General features: G+C 37.4%; 18 protein-coding genes. 8 read left to right on the top strand and 10 right to left on the bottom strand.

All coding sequences use genetic code 11. The annotated features are described in order from the left end of the window. Position 1 precedes the first annotated feature (1 nt). Positions 2-529, top strand: a complete 528-nt coding sequence (gene pal / locus VH441_RS02320; RefSeq protein ID WP_434353879.1) for a peptidoglycan-associated lipoprotein Pal — start codon at positions 2-4, stop codon at positions 527-529. Between the two features lie 108 nt (positions 530-637). Here the strand turns inward: pal and sixA are convergent, their stop codons facing one another. The 6 genes from sixA to VH441_RS02290 all read right to left on the bottom strand — a co-directional run bounded on the left by sixA (position 638) and on the right by VH441_RS02290 (position 5,665). Continuing rightward, positions 638-1,114 carry a phosphohistidine phosphatase SixA gene (gene sixA / locus VH441_RS02315; RefSeq protein WP_434353878.1) on the bottom strand — a complete coding sequence of 159 codons (477 nt, stop codon included), beginning with the start codon at positions 1,112-1,114 and terminating at the stop codon, positions 638-640. A gap of 45 nt (positions 1,115-1,159) precedes the next feature. Beyond that, a complete protein-coding gene (locus tag VH441_RS02310) occupies positions 1,160-2,359 on the bottom strand; it encodes an NAD(P)H-dependent glycerol-3-phosphate dehydrogenase (protein ID WP_434353877.1) in 1,200 nt (399 codons plus the stop codon). A 170-nt stretch (positions 2,360-2,529) separates the two neighbouring features. After that, positions 2,530-3,129 carry a nitroreductase family protein gene (locus VH441_RS02305; protein WP_434353876.1) on the bottom strand — a complete coding sequence of 200 codons (600 nt, stop codon included), beginning with the start codon at positions 3,127-3,129 and terminating at the stop codon, positions 2,530-2,532. Between the two features lie 48 nt (positions 3,130-3,177). Further along, the gene (gene zapE / locus VH441_RS02300) at positions 3,178-4,299 is read right to left on the bottom strand and encodes a cell division protein ZapE (protein WP_434353875.1); all 1,122 of its coding nucleotides are present in this window, start codon (positions 4,297-4,299) and stop codon (positions 3,178-3,180) included. Between the two features lie 67 nt (positions 4,300-4,366). Next, a complete protein-coding gene (locus VH441_RS02295) occupies positions 4,367-5,032 on the bottom strand; it encodes an alpha/beta hydrolase (protein ID WP_434353874.1) in 666 nt (221 codons plus the stop codon). Between the two features lie 87 nt (positions 5,033-5,119). Beyond that, a complete protein-coding gene (locus VH441_RS02290) occupies positions 5,120-5,665 on the bottom strand; it encodes a tRNA (cytidine(34)-2'-O)-methyltransferase (RefSeq protein WP_434353873.1) in 546 nt (181 codons plus the stop codon). Positions 5,666-5,906: 241 nt separating this feature from the next. On the opposite strand from VH441_RS02290, the gene VH441_RS02285 reads away from it, so the two are divergent. Then, positions 5,907-6,098 (top strand): entericidin A/B family lipoprotein, encoded by a 192-nt coding sequence (locus tag VH441_RS02285; protein WP_434353872.1) that lies wholly within the window; start codon positions 5,907-5,909, stop codon positions 6,096-6,098. A 109-nt stretch (positions 6,099-6,207) separates the two neighbouring features. Here VH441_RS02285 and hemW read toward each other — a convergent pair whose 3' ends face one another. Beyond that, a complete protein-coding gene (gene hemW / locus VH441_RS02280) occupies positions 6,208-7,395 on the bottom strand; it encodes a radical SAM family heme chaperone HemW (RefSeq protein ID WP_434354341.1) in 1,188 nt (395 codons plus the stop codon). 79 nt (positions 7,396-7,474) lie between these two features. On the opposite strand from hemW, the gene VH441_RS02275 reads away from it, so the two are divergent. Then, positions 7,475-8,854 (top strand): MATE family efflux transporter, encoded by a 1,380-nt coding sequence (locus tag VH441_RS02275; RefSeq protein WP_434353871.1) that lies wholly within the window; start codon positions 7,475-7,477, stop codon positions 8,852-8,854. Positions 8,855-8,885: 31 nt separating this feature from the next. Here the strand turns inward: VH441_RS02275 and glnE are convergent, their stop codons facing one another. The 3 genes from glnE to VH441_RS02260 all read right to left on the bottom strand — a co-directional run bounded on the left by glnE (position 8,886) and on the right by VH441_RS02260 (position 13,976). Continuing rightward, entirely contained in the window at positions 8,886-11,705 is a 2,820-nt protein-coding gene (gene glnE / locus VH441_RS02270) for a bifunctional [glutamate--ammonia ligase]-adenylyl-L-tyrosine phosphorylase/[glutamate--ammonia-ligase] adenylyltransferase (protein WP_434353870.1), read from the bottom strand. A 169-nt stretch (positions 11,706-11,874) separates the two neighbouring features. After that, positions 11,875-12,423: a phosphatase PAP2 family protein gene (locus VH441_RS02265; RefSeq protein ID WP_434354340.1), complete on the bottom strand. Its 549-nt coding sequence runs from the start codon at positions 12,421-12,423 to the stop codon at positions 11,875-11,877. Between the two features lie 257 nt (positions 12,424-12,680). Beyond that, positions 12,681-13,976 (bottom strand): glycosyltransferase family 4 protein, encoded by a 1,296-nt coding sequence (locus VH441_RS02260; RefSeq protein ID WP_434353869.1) that lies wholly within the window; start codon positions 13,974-13,976, stop codon positions 12,681-12,683. A gap of 249 nt (positions 13,977-14,225) precedes the next feature. On the opposite strand from VH441_RS02260, the gene tusD reads away from it, so the two are divergent. The 5 genes from tusD to VH441_RS02235 all read left to right on the top strand — a co-directional run bounded on the left by tusD (position 14,226) and on the right by VH441_RS02235 (position 17,177). After that, entirely contained in the window at positions 14,226-14,606 is a 381-nt protein-coding gene (gene tusD / locus VH441_RS02255; protein ID WP_434353868.1) for a sulfurtransferase complex subunit TusD, read from the top strand. A 30-nt stretch (positions 14,607-14,636) separates the two neighbouring features. After that, on the top strand, positions 14,637-14,960 hold the full coding sequence (locus tag VH441_RS02250) for a hypothetical protein (protein ID WP_434353867.1): 324 nt from the start codon (positions 14,637-14,639) through the stop codon (positions 14,958-14,960). Next, entirely contained in the window at positions 14,960-15,289 is a 330-nt protein-coding gene (locus VH441_RS02245) for a hypothetical protein (RefSeq protein WP_434353866.1), read from the top strand. The genes VH441_RS02250 and VH441_RS02245 overlap by 1 nt, the downstream gene beginning before the upstream one ends. A 15-nt stretch (positions 15,290-15,304) precedes the next feature. After that, complete coding sequence (locus tag VH441_RS02240) at positions 15,305-15,634, top strand: TusE/DsrC/DsvC family sulfur relay protein (protein WP_434353865.1); 330 nt, start codon at positions 15,305-15,307, stop codon at positions 15,632-15,634. A gap of 181 nt (positions 15,635-15,815) precedes the next feature. After that, the gene (locus VH441_RS02235; protein WP_434353864.1) at positions 15,816-17,177 is read left to right on the top strand and encodes a DUF2868 domain-containing protein; all 1,362 of its coding nucleotides are present in this window, start codon (positions 15,816-15,818) and stop codon (positions 17,175-17,177) included. Positions 17,178-17,198: the final 21 nt, after the last annotated feature.

Here is a 17,198-nt window from a genome sequence, read left to right as displayed (position 1 = left end):
CATGATTTTAGGTAAAAACGTGTTTTTTGCTGCTGTATGTGCGTCAGCTATGGTTACTGGTTGTGCAAGCCATCCAAAACAATCTGATATTATTGTATCTCCTGTTAATAGCAGTTATCCAGCAAATGTTTCTGGGATTGATTACAACTATACCAGTGGTGCTTTGGTTACTAACTCACCAGATGTTGTAAAGGCAGCTGCTAATCTAGCTTCTGTTGTTTATTTTGATTTTAATAGCAGCATAATAAGCCAAGCTGGCAAAAACACACTTAATAAGCAAGTAGCATTTTTAAAACAAAACCCAACAGCACGTGTTTTAGTGACAGGTCATACAGATGAGCGAGGCAGCCGTGAATATAACCTTGCACTTGGCGAGCGCCGTGCACAAACGGTAAGAAAATATTTAGCTTCACAAGGCGTTAATGTGGGAAGTATAGAGATTAGAAGCTTAGGAGAAGAAATGCCGGCAGCCAATGGCAGAAATGAAGAAGCTTATCGCCAAAATCGCCGTGCGGTTTTATCTTACTAAAGATTCATTAAAAAATTTCAATAAAGATGACATAACTAATAAGCTTTAATAAAATTAAAGCTTATTGGCGTTTAATTTGATTGGCATAAAATGTTATCAAAACATGAATTAAAATAAACATTGTTCATATTGATTTGGAATAAATCGATCTACCAAAGTGCCTAAATCAGCTGCCATTACCTCTGTATCAATTACTCTGGCTTCTGCCAAACTGTAATCCTCTGCCCTCTCTCCAATAAGCGTTGCCGCTATATTAGCAACGATTGGCATATGACAAACAACCAATAAGCAATTTAGCTCTTCAAACTCATCACTCATTTTTTTTACGGCTTCTTTGGCTTCATCGGCTGGTGTGATGTAATCTAATGTTTTTACGCCAGTACCTGGCATTAAGTCTGTAAATGATTCAAGTGTTTGCATGGCCCGAACATAAGGGCTAGACACCATCATATCAGGCTGGTAACGACCTAAAATATAATCAGCCGTTTGATTTGCCTGTTTATGACCAAGTGGTGTGAGTTTTCTATTATTGTCAGAAACTTTAAACCCTTCTGCCTCACCATGTCTTATTAATATTATTTTCATAGCAATTAAGTCGTTAAGTTATTTTATGTATTTAAATTTAATGTATTATTTGTTTTTTTCAATCAGTTGGCTTAAATCTGCATTGCTAAGATCATGCGGCATAACAAATTCTACATCACTTCTAAAGCCGGCTTCCATCAAGTTTAAAGCAACACCTAAAGCAGCTTTGTCTTCATACAACACGGCATGCAGTGCGTGTGTAATTGGCATATAAACATCTTCTTTTGTGGCTTTTTCGTGCACTTGTTCTATGGTGTTAACCCCTTCGGCAGTTTGTCCTAGCTTTTTAATAGCTTGCTCTAGGGTTTTGCCTTCACCCAACATTTTACCAACTCTAAAATTACGGCTTAATGACGAGTTACATGTTGCATACAAATCTCCCACCCCAGATAAACCTAAAAAGGTAAGTGGATTTGCCCCCATAGACACCCCAAAACGGCTCATTTCTGCCAAGGCACGTGTTAAAATCATGGCTTTAGTGTTATCACCAACATCATAAGCAGATGCCATACCCATGGCAATTGCATAAATATTTTTTAATGCACCACCCAGTTCAACGCCCCTCACATCATCACTTGCAAACACCCTAAAAAATGCAGAATGCAACGCTTGTTGAACGGCATGACGGAGTTGCTCTGATTCACTTGCGATGACGGTACCCGATGGCATATTATCCATAATCTCTACCGCTAGGTTTGGACCAGACATAACACCAAAATTTACTTCGGGTAATTCTTCTATAATAATGTCACTCATAAGTGCAAAGGTATCTTTTTCCATACCTTTGGTAAGTGAAACGATAGACTGACCAGTAATAAAGGGCTTTATTTTTTGAAGCGTTTCTCTAAATGCCGAGCTGGGTACAGCAACAAAAATAATGTCTGTATTTTTAACTGCATCTTCAATACTGTGGTCAAAATTAAGTCGAGGGTCTAATGTATAATTAGGTAAATATTGCTTATTGACATAGTGTTTTTGCATATATTTAACACTACGTTTGTTGCGTACCCAAAGCGTTGTGGTGCAACCATTGCGTGCAGATAAATTTGCCATTGCTGTGCCAAAACTACCACCGCCAATAAATGCTAAGCGCAATGGTTGCCCTTCTTTGGACTTTTTCTCTGATATTTTATCTTCTAATGGATTTTTTGGTTTTTTTGCTAAACGTTCTTTACCAGCTTTTCTTGCTTTATCAAGAATATTGGTCAATTTAGTCATATTATTTTGATGATTTAAATCACTCATGAGTTATCCATTTAAATTAGTAAGTCATAAATTATAAATATAGTACCACAACAGTCTTAATGATAAGTGACATAATATGTGGTTAGCGGTATCATTAGGTATATCAAATGTTTCTATTTTATATCCGCTTTATCAAGTGATGAACTCAGCATAGAGTCTATACATAAAGCCTATGTATCTTCAAACTTTATAAAGTCATCGATTTCAATTGGTCTTCTTTGTGGTAAGCCACAGTGTGCAGTGCCTGTATATATAAACCCGACTACATAGTCTTCAGATCCAACATTAAAATAACGTTTAACATCTGGTTCATTGCATAAAAGTCCTGTACGCCAGACGCTGTTAAAACCTTGTGCTTGAAGCGCTAATATCAGGTTTTGTATGCTGGCACCAGCACTCAAAACTTGCTCAAATGTAGGTACTTTTTCATGGTATTGCATGCGTGTAACCACGGTTATCAAAACTGGTGCTCTAAGTGGCAATTTTTGCGTTTTAGTGATGGTCTTTTCATCAAGCTCATCGCCATCACGCGCAGCTTTTGCTTTAGCAGCTGCTAAAAATGCCCTACCCAGTTCATGTCTGGCATTGCCTTTTGTAACGATAAAACGCCAAGGCTGTAATCTTTTGTGGTCTGGCGCCGTCATAGCACAATGTATGGCTTTTTTTAACTGTTCCATACTGGGTGCTGGGATATCTAAGTTACCAATACTACGACGAGACTCTATCCAATTAATTAATGCATCACCAGTGGTTTGTGTATTTTCGTTCATTGCTTAATCCTTGTGTATGACAACTTTATTGTTTTTATTAATTTTTAGCTATTCATCTAATCGATGTTCTTCTTTTAAGTAATCTTCTGATTGCATCTCTAATAGCCTTGACCGTGTTCTTTCAATCTCAAACGCCATGGTTGTGCCATCGTATAATTCAAGAATAGATTGCTCAGCACGAACTAGCAATTTGACACGTCTGTCATAAAATTCATCTACAAGATAGATAAATCTGCGTGTTGGGTCCACCAAGCCATCGGTTAGTGCCGGAACATTATCAATCAGTATCGTTTCATAATCATTTGCCATTTCAATAAAATCAGAAGCAGAACGTGGCTCCATACATAGCTGACGGAATTCACAAAATAAAGTGTTTTCTGTACGTGCATTAATGGATATTTCACGACCATTAATCACAATTGGGTCTTTGATTTGTTTTTGATTGTTTGCAAGCTTTGCAAAACGGTTAGCTAGCCAATGAGAATTATCTCGAGTTAATGGATGAACATACAATTTAGCTTGTTGTAGCACTCGCAAACGATAATCAACCCCAGAGTCAATATTCATAACCGTGTTATGTTTTTCAACCTCTTTAATAGCAGGTAAGAACCGGTCTCTATGGATACCATCTTTATAAAGACCTGAAGGCTCAATGTTAGAGGTTGCAACCAAAGTGATGCCTTTATTAAATAACATGGTAAATAAATCACCAAGAATCATGGCATCAGAAACACTGGTGACAAAAAACTCATCAAAACAAATGACTTTTGCTTTTTGATGAATGTTATCAGCAACTTTTTGTAATGGATCTTGCTGACCTGCTAATTCATTTAATTGTTTATGAACTGACTTCATAAAATGATGAAAGTGCATCCGCATTTTTTGGTCAGTAGGTACTGACTCATAAAACATATCCATCATCCATGTTTTACCGCGCCCAACACCGCCCCACATGTACAAACCTTTGGGCATACTAATTGCAGATTTTGATGGCTTTAAAAAAGAAAATAGCCCTTTTTTAGCAGGTTGATTCGGTGAGTTTTTTTGCAATTCGACACAAATACTGTCTAGGTATGTCATTGCTTGCTCTTGCATATCATCATGGCTAAAGTCACCACTTGCAATTGCGTTTTTATATTTTTGTAGAGGGAATAAAGCTGTTTTCGTCATTATTTAATCCATAAAATAAATGTTATTCGTTTTTAAATTTTGGGCTTATAACCTTTTATGTATCGAGTTAAACAAACGTCCGTTGTTCAATTAATTGTTTTAACTCACCCAATTTCCCATGAAAAAAGTGCCCCACTTGTGGCATTACGTCAACACAAACTTCCATTGTATTTGCAAAAGCTACTATTGCATCTGGGTCTACGACTTCGTCATCACTTCCATAAATAACAAAAGTCTTAAGCGTTGGTAAAGATAAATCGCTGGTATCATTGTTTACAACCGAGGGGGCAATTAAGGCAACTTTTTGTAAATCAAAGTCTTCTAGCCCCCAAATGTGAGCAGATAACATTAAAGCTTCTGCAACTCTTGCGGTAACATAACCACCAAAAGAAAACCCACCTAACCACAGTTTGCGAGCATTGGTTTGTTCTTGTATCCATTGTAATACATTAATGGCATCGATGACTTCTCCTTTTGCATAATCATGTTCGCCTGATGATGCGCCAACACCCCGGAAGTTAAAACGCACAACATGAAACCCAGCATCCCTAGCAAAACGATACATGGTCGTTACTACTTTATTGGTCATCGCACCGCCATGTAACGGGTTAGGATGGCATAACAGGGCAACCGTATCCGTTGATTCATCAAATGGATTACCATTTTGCCACAGGGCATCAACTTCTAATACGCCTTCTGGTGCTTTTATTAAAATGTTTTTTTTGCTTTGCATAGATTTATTTGCTATCCGTTTTGCGATATACCACAAGTTATTATCGTCAATATTAAAGTTGCGATATTGTATCACTTTTTGTTAACGTTATAATGAGCTTAACTTGTTATAGCCAACACTTTTACCTTGGTCACCATAAAAGCCGAGTTGACGCCAAACTTCGTATAAACAAATCGCCACACTATTTGATAAGTTTAAACTACGAGAATCCGGCAACATGGGTAGCCTTAACCAATTTTCTTCACCAATATCTGTTCTAATCTCTTCAGGCAAACCTGCGGTTTCTGAACCAAAAACCAAAGCAATATTGTCCTGTTGATTTGGTTGACTACCCTCATCATTAGATTCATTAAATGCATACTCATAAAAAGGCTTGCTAAATTTTGTGGTTAAAGCGACTTTTTTATTGCACTTGTGTTCAGCAAGACAATGGATAACGTCATCCCAGCTGTCATGCACGTTTAAATGTGCATACTCATGATAATCTAGACCTGCCCTTCTTAATTTTTTATCATCAAGCTCAAAACCAAGGGGTTTTAACAAATGCAGTTTAGCACCTGTATTTGCACACAAACGTATAATGTTACCCGTGTTACTTGGCATTTTAGGATGTACTAAAATAATATGAATCATAAGCAAGTTGTTTTAAATATTATTATGGTTTGATAAACCATGGCTAAAAAGTAAAGAAGACAAAAAATAGTTATCTATTGATTAAAAAAAGTTAATTCTAGCAAAAAAAAATCATTTTTACTTATTAATTAACAATAAAGAAAGTAAAAAACGTATTAATTAGTTATTGGCTATTGATAACATAAACTGAGTTGGCTATGATAATGTGGCATATGTAAATACTTATTTTTAGAGGTCTATTATGAAAAAATTGCTTTTAACTGCCGCACTTAGCACATTTGTTTTAACTGGTTGTAATACGGTTAATGGTCTTGGTCAAGATTTAACAAAAGCTGGTAGTGCTATATCTAAGGCTGCAAACGGCACAAAAACAAAGCTGTCAAATATGGGTAATAACAACAGTAATCAAGGTAAATATAACCCTTATCAATAGTTATATTTTTGCTAAAACGATAATAACAACGATTAAAAGCTGCTTTCATAGCAGCTTTTTTTACATGCTTAATATGTTACGTGCCTAAATAGGCAAACTGTAATGATAATTAAATAAATTTTTCAATCAATTGATTTAAAAATCTTCTTCCTAAATTAGTTGGCTGTATGAGGTTATTATCATCAAACAACAGCCCTTGTTTTTTTAATTGATTAAGCGTGTTTGTAAAATCTGTGGTAATTTTTATTCCTGTTCTATGGGTTAACTCTTCAATTGTTATGCCATCTGATAGCCTTAAAGAGTCCAGCATAAACTCACCCAATAAGTCGTCTTCATTAATTTTTTGCCAGCCAACTTGTTTAGGTGCTACTGTAAAGTTTACATAATCTTTAGGCAATCGAGATTTACTAAAACGATAAACCCCTTGCTCATAGTCAGCTAATTGGTCTGGGTTGTTTTGTTGGATACTAACTTTGCCATGTGCACCGGCACCGATAGCAAGGTAGTCTCCAAACTTCCAATAGTTGATATTGTGCCTGCATGGCTCATCATCAGTTGATACCCAAGCTGATACCTCATAATTTTTAAAGCCCTTATCCTGCAATAATTGACTGCCCTGTACTTCAATGTTTGCTAATGTATCTTCATTAGGCAATATGGGTTTATCTCGATAAAATATGGTATTTGGCTCAATGGTTAACTGATACCAAGAAATATGGGTTGCACCCGCCATCACTGCTTGGTTGATATCAAATATTGCTTCATCAACACTTTGGTTGGGTAGTCCATGCATTAAGTCAACATTGATGCGTTTAAAACCTGCCTGCTTTGCTGATTTTATTGCTATGCTGGCTTGGCTGGCATCATGTATGCGACCTAGTTTTTTAAGCTTTTGATTATTGAACGTTTGTACCCCAATAGATAAACGATTGATTCCCACCGCTAGATACTCTGCAAAAGGCGCATGTTCAATGGTTGCTGGGTTTGCTTCCATGGTAACCTCTATATCATCAACAAAATGATAGAGCGCTCGTAGTCCATCAAACAAACGATGATATTCATCAATCGGTAAAATTGAGGGTGTACCACCACCAATAAATATAGAAGATAGCTTACGCCCCTGTACAAAATTAACTTGCGATTTTGCGTCTAAAAGCAGTGCATCAACATAAGTGGTAAAATCAGTATCATCCTTTAATTGATGAGAGTTAAAATCACAATATGGACATTTACGGACACACCAAGGTATATGGATATATAAAGCGAGCGGGATTATAGAAACGTTTAGCAAATCAATAGTCTTAAAAATTCTTATTGTCTCAATGTAGAATGAGGTATTATATCCAGCTTACTAAAAAACAAGAAGTATTCTTTTTATGTTTACTAAAATAACAAAAAATTCATTTAAAAAACATAGCAAAGTTTTACTTGCGCTTGTATTGCCGATAGTGATTACACAATTTAGCCAGTCTGCCTTAGGCGTGGTTGATGCCATTATGGCAGGTCAAGTTTCAGCGTTAGATTTAGCGGCGGTTTCTATCGGTGCAGGTATGTGGATGCCTATTTTTTTGCTAGCGAGCGGCACTTTAATTGCAACCACACCGTTAATTGGTGAGGTTGTAGGACGCAATGAACACGAGCATGTGGCACACATAACGCAACAGTCCCTATGGACAGCCATTGCCATTGGTGTTGTTGGTTTTGTGTTGGTTAATATTAGTCCCTTATTATTTGAACCCATGGGGGTGCCAGAAAATATTCGCCCCATTGCCCGTTCTTATTTACACTGGGTGTCTTTTGGCTTTCCTGCCATGACCTGTTATGCGGTGTTACGTTGTTATTCCGAAGCCCTAGGGCGACCACAGCCAGTTACTTTAATTAGTATCATTGGTTTATTGGCGGATATTCCTTTAAATTACATTTTTATTTACGGTAAATTTGGTTTGCCCGCAATGGGCGGTGCAGGGTGTGGTGTGGCTACAGCATTGGTATTGTGGATTAACGTATTATTACTTGCCCTGTATTTATCATATTCTAAGCACCATACTTTTGCTTCTACAAGGTTTTTTTATGGTTTTAACAGCCCAAACAAACAACAAATTAGCAAGCTGTTAAAGCTTGGCGTGCCTATTGGTGTCGCTATTTTTTTTGAAGCAAGTTTATTTAGCATGGCAGCATTGGTTATTAGTGCATTGGGTGAGATAGCCGTTGCGGCTCATCAAATTGCATTGTCAGTGAGTACTCAAATTTTTATGATTCCATTATCAATTTCTATGGCATTAACCATTATGGTGTCTAACCGTTTTGGAGAAAATAACTTACCACTACTTAAAGAAGTTATTACCACAGGGCTGATTTGGTCATTTAGTATCTCGTTGCTTTCGGTTGTTGGTTTGTATATTTGGCGTGCAGATATTGCCATGGCATTTGGAGACAACAAACAAGTGCAGCAAATAGCAATTGGTTTACTTATTTATGCAATGGGTTATCAAGTTTTTGATGCTTGGCAGGTGAGTATTGCCGGGATACTCCGTGGCATACAAGACACCAGCATGCCGATGATAATCACCTTTTTTTGCTATTGGTTAGTTGCCTTGCCACTTGGTATTTATTTAGTCAGATACACCGACATTGGTGTGCAAGGCTTTTGGATGGCGCTGGTAACAGGGCTTAGCTTAGCCGCCATATTATTATCGGTGCGTTTAAAACATCAGTTAAAACAGGTAACAATAAAAAACGCTAAAAGCGTATCATGACCTTTTTATCTATTTTTATTGTTATAGTCAGTTATGATCGTTGCCCAATCACTTCATCCCAATGGCTGATAACCAGCTCGCGCATGTCGTGCCAGTCTGACTCTTTTACGAGTAGTTTTTTACCAGATAAAGCCAGCTGGTGAGTCATGCCGCGTATTTTTAAATAAGACTCAGTAAGTTGTTGACAGCGTTGATCTGACCATACGTTATTTTGAGCAAGCGACTCAAAAATACGCACGTTATCACTCCATTTGGTTAAGTTGGGTTTGTCATGTGCAAATGCCAAAATTGCAAATTGTGCAATAAACTCAATATCAACAATACCGCCAGCATCTTGCTTTAAATGAAACTTACCTTCTTTTTGAGTTTGTTTGTTACTACCAAGGTGGTCTTGCATTTTAACACGCATGCCAGAGACCTCCTTTTTAACATCTTCTAAGTTACGTTTTTGCGATAAAACAAGATGGCGAATTGAATCAAATTTATTCATTACTTTTTTATCGCCACAAATGGCACGCGCACGCACTAACGCTTGATGCTCCCATTCCCATGCTTTTTCTAGTTGATACAGCTCAAAGGCATATGCAGATACTACCATCATCCCAGCATTACCAGATGGTCTTAAGCGCATGTCAATCTCATACGCTTTACCATCGCGTGTTTGGCTACTTAAGTAAGTCATTAATTTTTGTGCTAGCCTAGCAGCAAACTTCATACCACTAATCGGTTTTTCACCCGTGGTCATTGTTTGCTCTTTAATTTGGTGGATAAACACCAAGTCTAAGTCAGAAGAATATGACAGCTCAATGCCACCGAGTTTGCCATAACCAATAATGGCAAAACCAGAATTTGCCTCCGTAACTGGCTCACCAGATTTGCTAATAGGATAACCATGGCGCTTAACCAGCTGATTAAACGCCCTTTGTAATGATGCCTCAAGGACAACCTCTGCAATAAAGGTTAACGAGTCAGAAATTTTCATGATGTGGTGATGGTCAATGACATCACTGGCGGCAACTGCTAGCACCTGCATTTTTTTAAACAAACGCAAAACACTCAGCATGGTTTCTTCATCATCGGGTTCTACCCTTAACAAGTTTTGTTGTAATATACTTTTTAGCTCTGCTTTATCTGGTAAGTGATGATATCTTTCTTGTAAAAATGAGTCTAGTAACACAGGATAATTGCACAGCTCGTTAGCAATCCAAGGGCTGGCTGCTAGCATAGAAACCAAGTTTACACTTGCTTCTGGGTTTTCTACCAGCATCACTAAATAAATGGAACGCCTGCAAATAGACTCCAATAAGTTAATTAATCTAGGCACCGCAATATTGGCATCGCTTTGATTATTGTGATACTCAATAAGCGCCGGCACAAAGATGCCATACGCTTGTTCTAGTCTTTCTCGCACTTCATCGGTTAGCCCATCAACCAATTTACTTTGCCAAAAATTATCGACTATCTTTTTATTGTCATCGGTTAAAATATCATTCAGATTTTCAAAATGTTGGCTTACCTGTTTTTCGCTGTGCTCTTCATCGGTATGTTGTCTTGTTGTGACCAGCTCATCAAAGGGTCTAATAACTTTTTGCCTGTGTTCATTTAGGGCAGTCATTAGCTCATCCCAGCTTTGATAGCCAAGCGTTATTGCCATATTTTGTTGCGCTTGGTTGTCAGCAGGTAATTTTTGAGTTTGTTGATCATCTACCGCTTGAATCGCATGTTCTAGGCGACGTAAAAATAAATACGCTGCTTTTAAATCACGGTGAGTTGCATCTTCAAAAAAACCATGTTTGTTAAGTTCTTTCATGGCACCAAGGCAAGTTTTAATTTGCAGCTGTTGATAATGACCACCATAAATAAGCTGAAAAGCCTGTACAATAAACTCAATATCTCGAATGCCCCCTGCCCCAAGTTTGACATTACTTAAGTCTTCTCGCTGTGCCACTTGTGTTTGAATCATTGATTTCATATCTCTCAATGCGGCAAACATGCTGTAGTCTACATAGTGCCTAAAAACAAAGGGTTTGGTTATCTCATCTAGTGTTTGTTTATAGTCTTCATCAATATCATTAACGACACGTGCCTTCATCCATGCAAAACGCTCCCAATCACGCCCATGCTGTGCAAAGTATTTATTTAATGCCGATAAATGAATTGCTAAGTCACTGCCATCGCCCCAGGGTCTGAGCCTCATATCTACTCTAAATACAAAACCATCTGCGGTATTGGTATCTAAAAGTTTAATAATCCCCTGCCCCAATCGCACCATAAAGCGCTTATTATCCACCTCTTTTGCTTTGTCAAAACCTGTTGTGTCTGTATACCCCTGTTTTTGATGTACAAAAATCAAGTCAATATCACTGGATAAATTAAGCTCATTTGCCCCCAGTTTACCCATTGCAAAAATTGCCATATCATCATATTGACGCTCGCCATTTTCATCTTTATAACTTGGGCGGCCATAACGTTTAACCAAATTATTATAGGTATATTCTTTTGCAAATTTAATGCAGCCATCGGCAAAATTAGAAAGCTCTTGCGTCAGGGTTGCGACATCGGTCAAATTTAATGCATCTTGCCAAATCCAACGCAGCATTAATAAGTTGCGTAGCTTTCGCAGCCCTTGCATAACCCCTGCTTCATCTGCTAATTGGTAGTCTTCATCTAGGGTGTAATCTTGGATTAAATCTTCAATTTTTTGTGTCGATAACTCACTATCTAAGGGATAACTGGCAATAAATGCTTGGCACATTTGTTGTTTATTGTCCCACATTTTGCTGGCAAAATTACTAGCGATACGTAATGTTTGTAGTTGGCTATCGGTTGGCTCAAAAAATCTGTTTAACATAATTTATAAAAAAGTCTATTTGTTTAAAAGTTTGTTATGAATACATTCAGACTATCACAAATTTTTACTTGTTGCTGATATATTCAAAGTCTCTAGATACATAAAAAAAGCCCAAACTATTATCATAATTTGTGCTTTTTAACAAAATTAATGCTGATAAGTTTAAAAACTACAAAGTTACAAAAGGTAGATATGCTACTGTTTTGAATGCCAGCCCTGCCAATGCCAGCCCAATTAAAGCGCCAATTAAAACATCTGTTGGATAATGTAAACCAAGCACCATGCGAGAAATTGCAACTAAAATTGCAAAAGGCAACATCACAGGTAATAATATAGGGAAAAACGCCCCTAATAAGCTTGTAAATAATACGGCTTGCAGTGTGTGACCCGATGGAAAGCTAAAAACATCTAACGGACGTTCTTGCAGCATAATAACCTGATGCACTTGGTAAGGGCGTGGTCTAACCGTTTTAACTTTTAATAGCTTATATAAACCCACACCCAACAACCCAGTTATCATGGTAACAAACACCAAATGCAGCTGTTCAATCCCCCCTATTAAGGCGGCAACAAGTAGCATAGCGTACCAAAAAATACCATCACCCAGCCTACTAATGAGTTTAAAAAAGTTTGCAATCGCTTTATCGTATGAAAACTGATTGATGCGGATACACAAACGGGTATCCCAATATAACAGTTGGTTTGTATAGCCTGCCAAAGTTGGATAACGGTTAATAAAACCAAAAATAGGGCTTGGTGGCACAAAACTATCTTGTTTTAAGGTTTTTGTATTATTATTTTTATGGGCAATATGAGTGTTAACCCCATTTTCTTTTTCTTGATAATGGGTTTGTAGTTCATGTACTTTATCTAACAGTACATTGAGTTTGTTAATTTGCTGATTTGGCTGTGTCTTTTTCATAACAAACCTCTCATTTTTATATTATTGCTATTTTATTAGTGTATTCATCCATACTAATTAATGGCACTATTGTATTTAATGGCATCATTAAACATGGTTAACATTTGCTTGGCAGGATGCCCCCAAGATAGTTGCTCTACCTTTTTTCTTGCTTGCTCACCTTGCTGTCTTAGTTTTTGTAGCTTTGGTAAATTGGTTACCATTTTAATAAAATCATCTGTTTGATTTACTGCTACCAAGCCACCACAGCTGTCATCTACCAGCATCCCTGCAGCGGCATCATCAAAAGCATATACACCCAATCCACTTGCCATTGCTTCTGTCACAACATTGCCAAATGTTTCTACCTGACTTGCAAATACAAAAACATCACCGCTGGCATAATGTTTGGCTAAGTCTTCACCCCTTTGCATACCAGCAAAAATAATATCATCATTGCCCTTAGCCATTGTTTTAAGTCGGGTTGTATCTGGTCCATCGCCCACAATCACCAGTTTTGCCCCTCTGTGTAATTGTTGGCGCTGTAGTTTATTAAATCCTTTTATAACAATATCAACGCCTTTTTCTGGTGATAATCGGCTAACCATAACTAGTACCGTATCTTGACTCGCGACTCCCCACTGTTTACGTAGCGCGTCACTACTTTTGTTAGGATTAAATCCTGTTGTATCCACCCCTCTACCCACTTGATAAATACGCTTAAAACCTAACTTGGTTAAGTCGTCTTGGGTTTTTGGGCTAGGCACACAGGTTGCTAACGAGGCATTATGTAGATATTTAAAATAAGCCATCAAGGGGCTGGCAATGATGCCCATACCCAAATGTTTACTAAAATCATGAAATTGAGTGTGGTATCCCGTCGTAACAGGTAAATTACACTTTTTAGCGGCCTTTAATGCAGACAGCCCTAGTGGACCTTCGGTTGCGATATGGACAATGTCTGGTTTAATTTTTGCCAATATTTTTTTTATTTGTTTACTGCTGGCTACCCCCAGTTGGAGTTCTTTATACCTAGGGATGGGGATGCCCTTAACTTCAATATCGTTTTGTAAAGGGACATTTGCTGTACGATGCTGTTGTGTCTTATTATGGTCGCTTGACGTCGGCACAGATTTAGCTTTTGGGCGTATAAGGCTAATTTTGTGTCCCATTTTTACCAATGCGTTCATGATGTTGTTCAAACTCATAGCAACACCATTAATATCAGGTAACCATGTTTCAGTTACAAGTAGGATATGCAAGCTATTTTCTGCTGTTTTTGATGTTGGCTTTTTATGATTATATTGGCAATACTGCATTTCTTGAGTATCAAGGTTTGGTAATACCTCACTCTGTTGTTTAAAAATCATATTTGTATCATTAAAATCTTGCATTATCTTGTTCTACTCTAACCTGCGTTGTTCTATTTTTTTATTAACATCAGTGCGACTTAAAATTAAATTTTTTTTAAGTTATGCTTACTATAACAATCGGGTTTGACGGTTATATTGCAGTTTTATAGCAGTTTTATGACAGCTTATTTCATAACTTAAATAGTTTTAACCCGCTGGCACTAGTGTTAAAATAAAACGGCAAACCAATAATGCTGATAATAATTTATGAACACCCTGTTACTTATTACTAAATCGCCCTATCACCCAATGGCAGCCTATGCCTTGCGTTATGCTAAAAGTTATTTACATGAAGATGATAAAAGCTTAAAAGTATTTTTTTATGGCGATGGCGCAATGACTGCAAACAAGTTGCTTTGGCAATCTGCTGACCAACCAAATTTAACCAAAGATTGGCAACAACTAGCCGAAGTCTATGGCATTAATTTACCCGTTTGTGTGAGTACGGCTTTAACCCGTGGCATAACCGATGAACAAAATGCTCAAAGACACGCACTAGCAGCAGATAATCTTGCAACTGAATTTAGCTTGGTTGGTTTAAGCGAGCTGGTAATAGCCATGCAAGACAGCAAAGTAATACAATTTTAATTTTTTATGCCGATATACAGTAAATAGATAATGAAGATTCTTTTAAAAATAAAGTCAAACCAAGAGGTTGAATGTTACGAAGCAATGGCATTAGCAATGACGCTAGCCACCTTTGATAATGAAGTGCAAATTTGGCTAGACTCTGCCTGTTTTGGCATATTATTAAACCCAAATAGCCGCCTAGCAGGCATGATTAAATCGTTAGATTTATACGACTTACCTAAAGCTTGGCTAAATGACGATGTGTTTAGTGGTTGGCTTACAGGCATGCTAGATATGACAATAGCAAAACAGCTAACAAGCGTGCCAGAAACCATTAATCTAAAAAATTTTGACGAGGTTTTAACCTTTTAATGAGCATTTTATTTCAATTATACAATGACATAGATTCTTTAAAGCCTACCTTGCGTGAGCTAACAAAAGTTTGGCAACAAGGCGATCATGTTTTACTGTTAGCAAATACAGCCGCCTATATTGATTGGATTTTTGCTTATTTATCAGAGCTAGAATTAGAGCCGGACATTGCAACAAGTATTAACTGGTATGTGCTAAAAGTGGATGTTGAACAACTTGCACCAACCACTAAACAAAACATTGATTTTGAGAGCCATCAGATAAAAATATTAACTGATGATGAATGGGTAGCATTAACACAACAGGTTAGCAAAACAATTACTCTATAAAAGTTTAATAAAAATATGACTCAAACAACAACCGACTTAGCACTAGACGAAGATGGGCATTTACTAGACCATACCATTTGGTCGCAACAAATTGCCCAAATACTTGCCGACACAATCGACATTACTTTAACTGATGAGCATCACGCTATTTTAATTGTTATTCGTAATTTTTATGCCGAGTTTAACCACCCTCCTGCAACTCGACCACTCATTAAATACTTGCAACAACAATTACCAGAATCAGAAATAACCAACCAAAAGTTACAACAATTATTTAACACAGGTTTAGTTGCTAGGCACCTTAACCGCATTGCTGGGTTGCCCAAGCCACCAAACTGTTTGTAGACAAACTAATGAACTTAAAAATGATACATAATATGAAGTGACATTTTATATCCCCTTATATTCATCATATATAAAAGCGTCCTTCATAAAGCATAACAACAGGGAATTACACAGCTCATATAGAAATCATTAAGATAAATTCGTTATACTGTAAGCGTTAACCACCAATTTGAATAAAATTATGTTAAGCCAAAAAGATCAACTGACAGAACTAGTCCGCGAGCTTGAGTCTCGCAATCACATTTTTGCTACTGATCCACTTCTTATTACCGAAAAAATGAAAAGTGAGAAAGAAACAATATCAAAAGAAAGTGGACTAAAAAAATTGCAACGACGTGCACAACTCATTGATAGCAATGGTAAGATTGCAAAAACATTAGCTAAAATTGATACGCGTATTAAAGCGATTATTTTAATAATGAGTGTTGTTTGGTGTGCTTCTGGTTTTACTGGTTTATTTGCACTGTTACAAGCCAATGTGGTTAACTTTTTTTATGTCTTAGTTTGTTTGCTTGGGTTTCATACATTCATGCTGGCTACATGGATACTCATGACCCTTTTTACTAAAGGCGATAAACCCACAATTTTTGCAAGCTTTGTTAGCCCCAGCCACTTAATCCGTGGTAAAGATGACATTACCACTTCAGCAGTTGCCATTTATGAAAAACAGTTACACCATGTAGGTATGCGCTGGTATTTAGGTAGAATTAGCCATCAACTATGGCTGGCAACGCTTGCCGGTATGCTGATTGCATTAATTGTGTTGTTAATGGTGCGCGATTATAACTTTTCTTGGGAGTCTACCTTATTAAGTGGTCAAACCATAGCCACTTTAGTGAGCTGGATGGCCTGGTTACCAAACTTGGTTGGGTTCCCTACGCCGAGCCCTGAACAAGTGTTGGCATCTCAACAATTTGCTACTCAAATGACAGAAGCCGCCAATACAGCGACAAAAGGTGTCAGCTCATATGAATGGGCAATGCTACTTATTGGTAGTCTGCTTATGTATGGTATTGTCCCAAGGGCGATTTTATGGTTTTTTTGTGCCTTAATGTTTAATAGCAAAAAAATGGCACTGGATATAAAACTGCCCTATTACCAAAAAATCTTGGATTTTTGGTCTCGTACAGTAACTGATGAAGATGACTTTGTCGAAAAAAGTAGCCCTTTTGTTGCCCCCACCGCAACCATCCATCAAGGAAACAAATTGGTGGCACTATTAGAACATCCCCATGCTAACCCAGATTGGTATGCTAAGACGTTAACAGAGAGTGCAACTGAAATTTATAACTTTGGCATTTTAGATAGCCGAGATGACATGGAAAAATTGATTGACTACCTTGATAAAAACGAGGTGCAGGTACTATTAGGTATTGATGCTAATGCTTTACCAGATAGAGGGACGATGCGTAAGCTTAGCAAAATTAATGCAAAGTCCAGTCAAGGTTTAGTCGTACAATTAGTGGGTGATAAACAAGATACACAGCGGCTACAACAATGGCAAAAGGCATTATCAGAGCACCAAATTGGGTTATTTACCTAAGTGTAGGCTGCTGATAGCAGG

It is taken from the genome of Psychrobacter sp. HD31, assembly GCF_051097895.1.
Lineage (GTDB): Bacteria > Pseudomonadota > Gammaproteobacteria > Pseudomonadales > Moraxellaceae > Psychrobacter.
This window is presented reverse-complemented; position numbering and strand designations above follow the sequence as displayed.

Coding starts and splice junctions, on each gene's coding strand:
- VH441_RS02290 (WP_434353873.1), bottom strand. CDS start 5,665: ATGATTCATATTATTTTAGTACATCCTAAAATGCCAAGTAACACGGGT.
- VH441_RS02310 (WP_434353877.1), bottom strand. CDS start 2,359: ATGAGTGATTTAAATCATCAAAATAATATGACTAAATTGACCAATATT.
- glnE (WP_434353870.1), bottom strand. CDS start 11,705: ATGTTAAACAGATTTTTTGAGCCAACCGATAGCCAACTACAAACATTA.
- VH441_RS02295 (WP_434353874.1), bottom strand. CDS start 5,032: ATGCAAAGCAAAAAAAACATTTTAATAAAAGCACCAGAAGGCGTATTA.
- VH441_RS02250 (WP_434353867.1), top strand. CDS start 14,637: ATGAAGATTCTTTTAAAAATAAAGTCAAACCAAGAGGTTGAATGTTAC.
- zapE (WP_434353875.1), bottom strand. CDS start 4,299: ATGACGAAAACAGCTTTATTCCCTCTACAAAAATATAAAAACGCAATT.
- VH441_RS02275 (WP_434353871.1), top strand. CDS start 7,475: ATGTTTACTAAAATAACAAAAAATTCATTTAAAAAACATAGCAAAGTT.
- VH441_RS02235 (WP_434353864.1), top strand. CDS start 15,816: ATGTTAAGCCAAAAAGATCAACTGACAGAACTAGTCCGCGAGCTTGAG.
- VH441_RS02260 (WP_434353869.1), bottom strand. CDS start 13,976: ATGATTTTTAAACAACAGAGTGAGGTATTACCAAACCTTGATACTCAA.
- pal (WP_434353879.1), top strand. CDS start 2: ATGATTTTAGGTAAAAACGTGTTTTTTGCTGCTGTATGTGCGTCAGCT.
- VH441_RS02285 (WP_434353872.1), top strand. CDS start 5,907: ATGAAAAAATTGCTTTTAACTGCCGCACTTAGCACATTTGTTTTAACT.
- VH441_RS02240 (WP_434353865.1), top strand. CDS start 15,305: ATGACTCAAACAACAACCGACTTAGCACTAGACGAAGATGGGCATTTA.
- tusD (WP_434353868.1), top strand. CDS start 14,226: ATGAACACCCTGTTACTTATTACTAAATCGCCCTATCACCCAATGGCA.
- VH441_RS02305 (WP_434353876.1), bottom strand. CDS start 3,129: ATGAACGAAAATACACAAACCACTGGTGATGCATTAATTAATTGGATA.
- VH441_RS02245 (WP_434353866.1), top strand. CDS start 14,960: ATGAGCATTTTATTTCAATTATACAATGACATAGATTCTTTAAAGCCT.
- sixA (WP_434353878.1), bottom strand. CDS start 1,114: ATGAAAATAATATTAATAAGACATGGTGAGGCAGAAGGGTTTAAAGTT.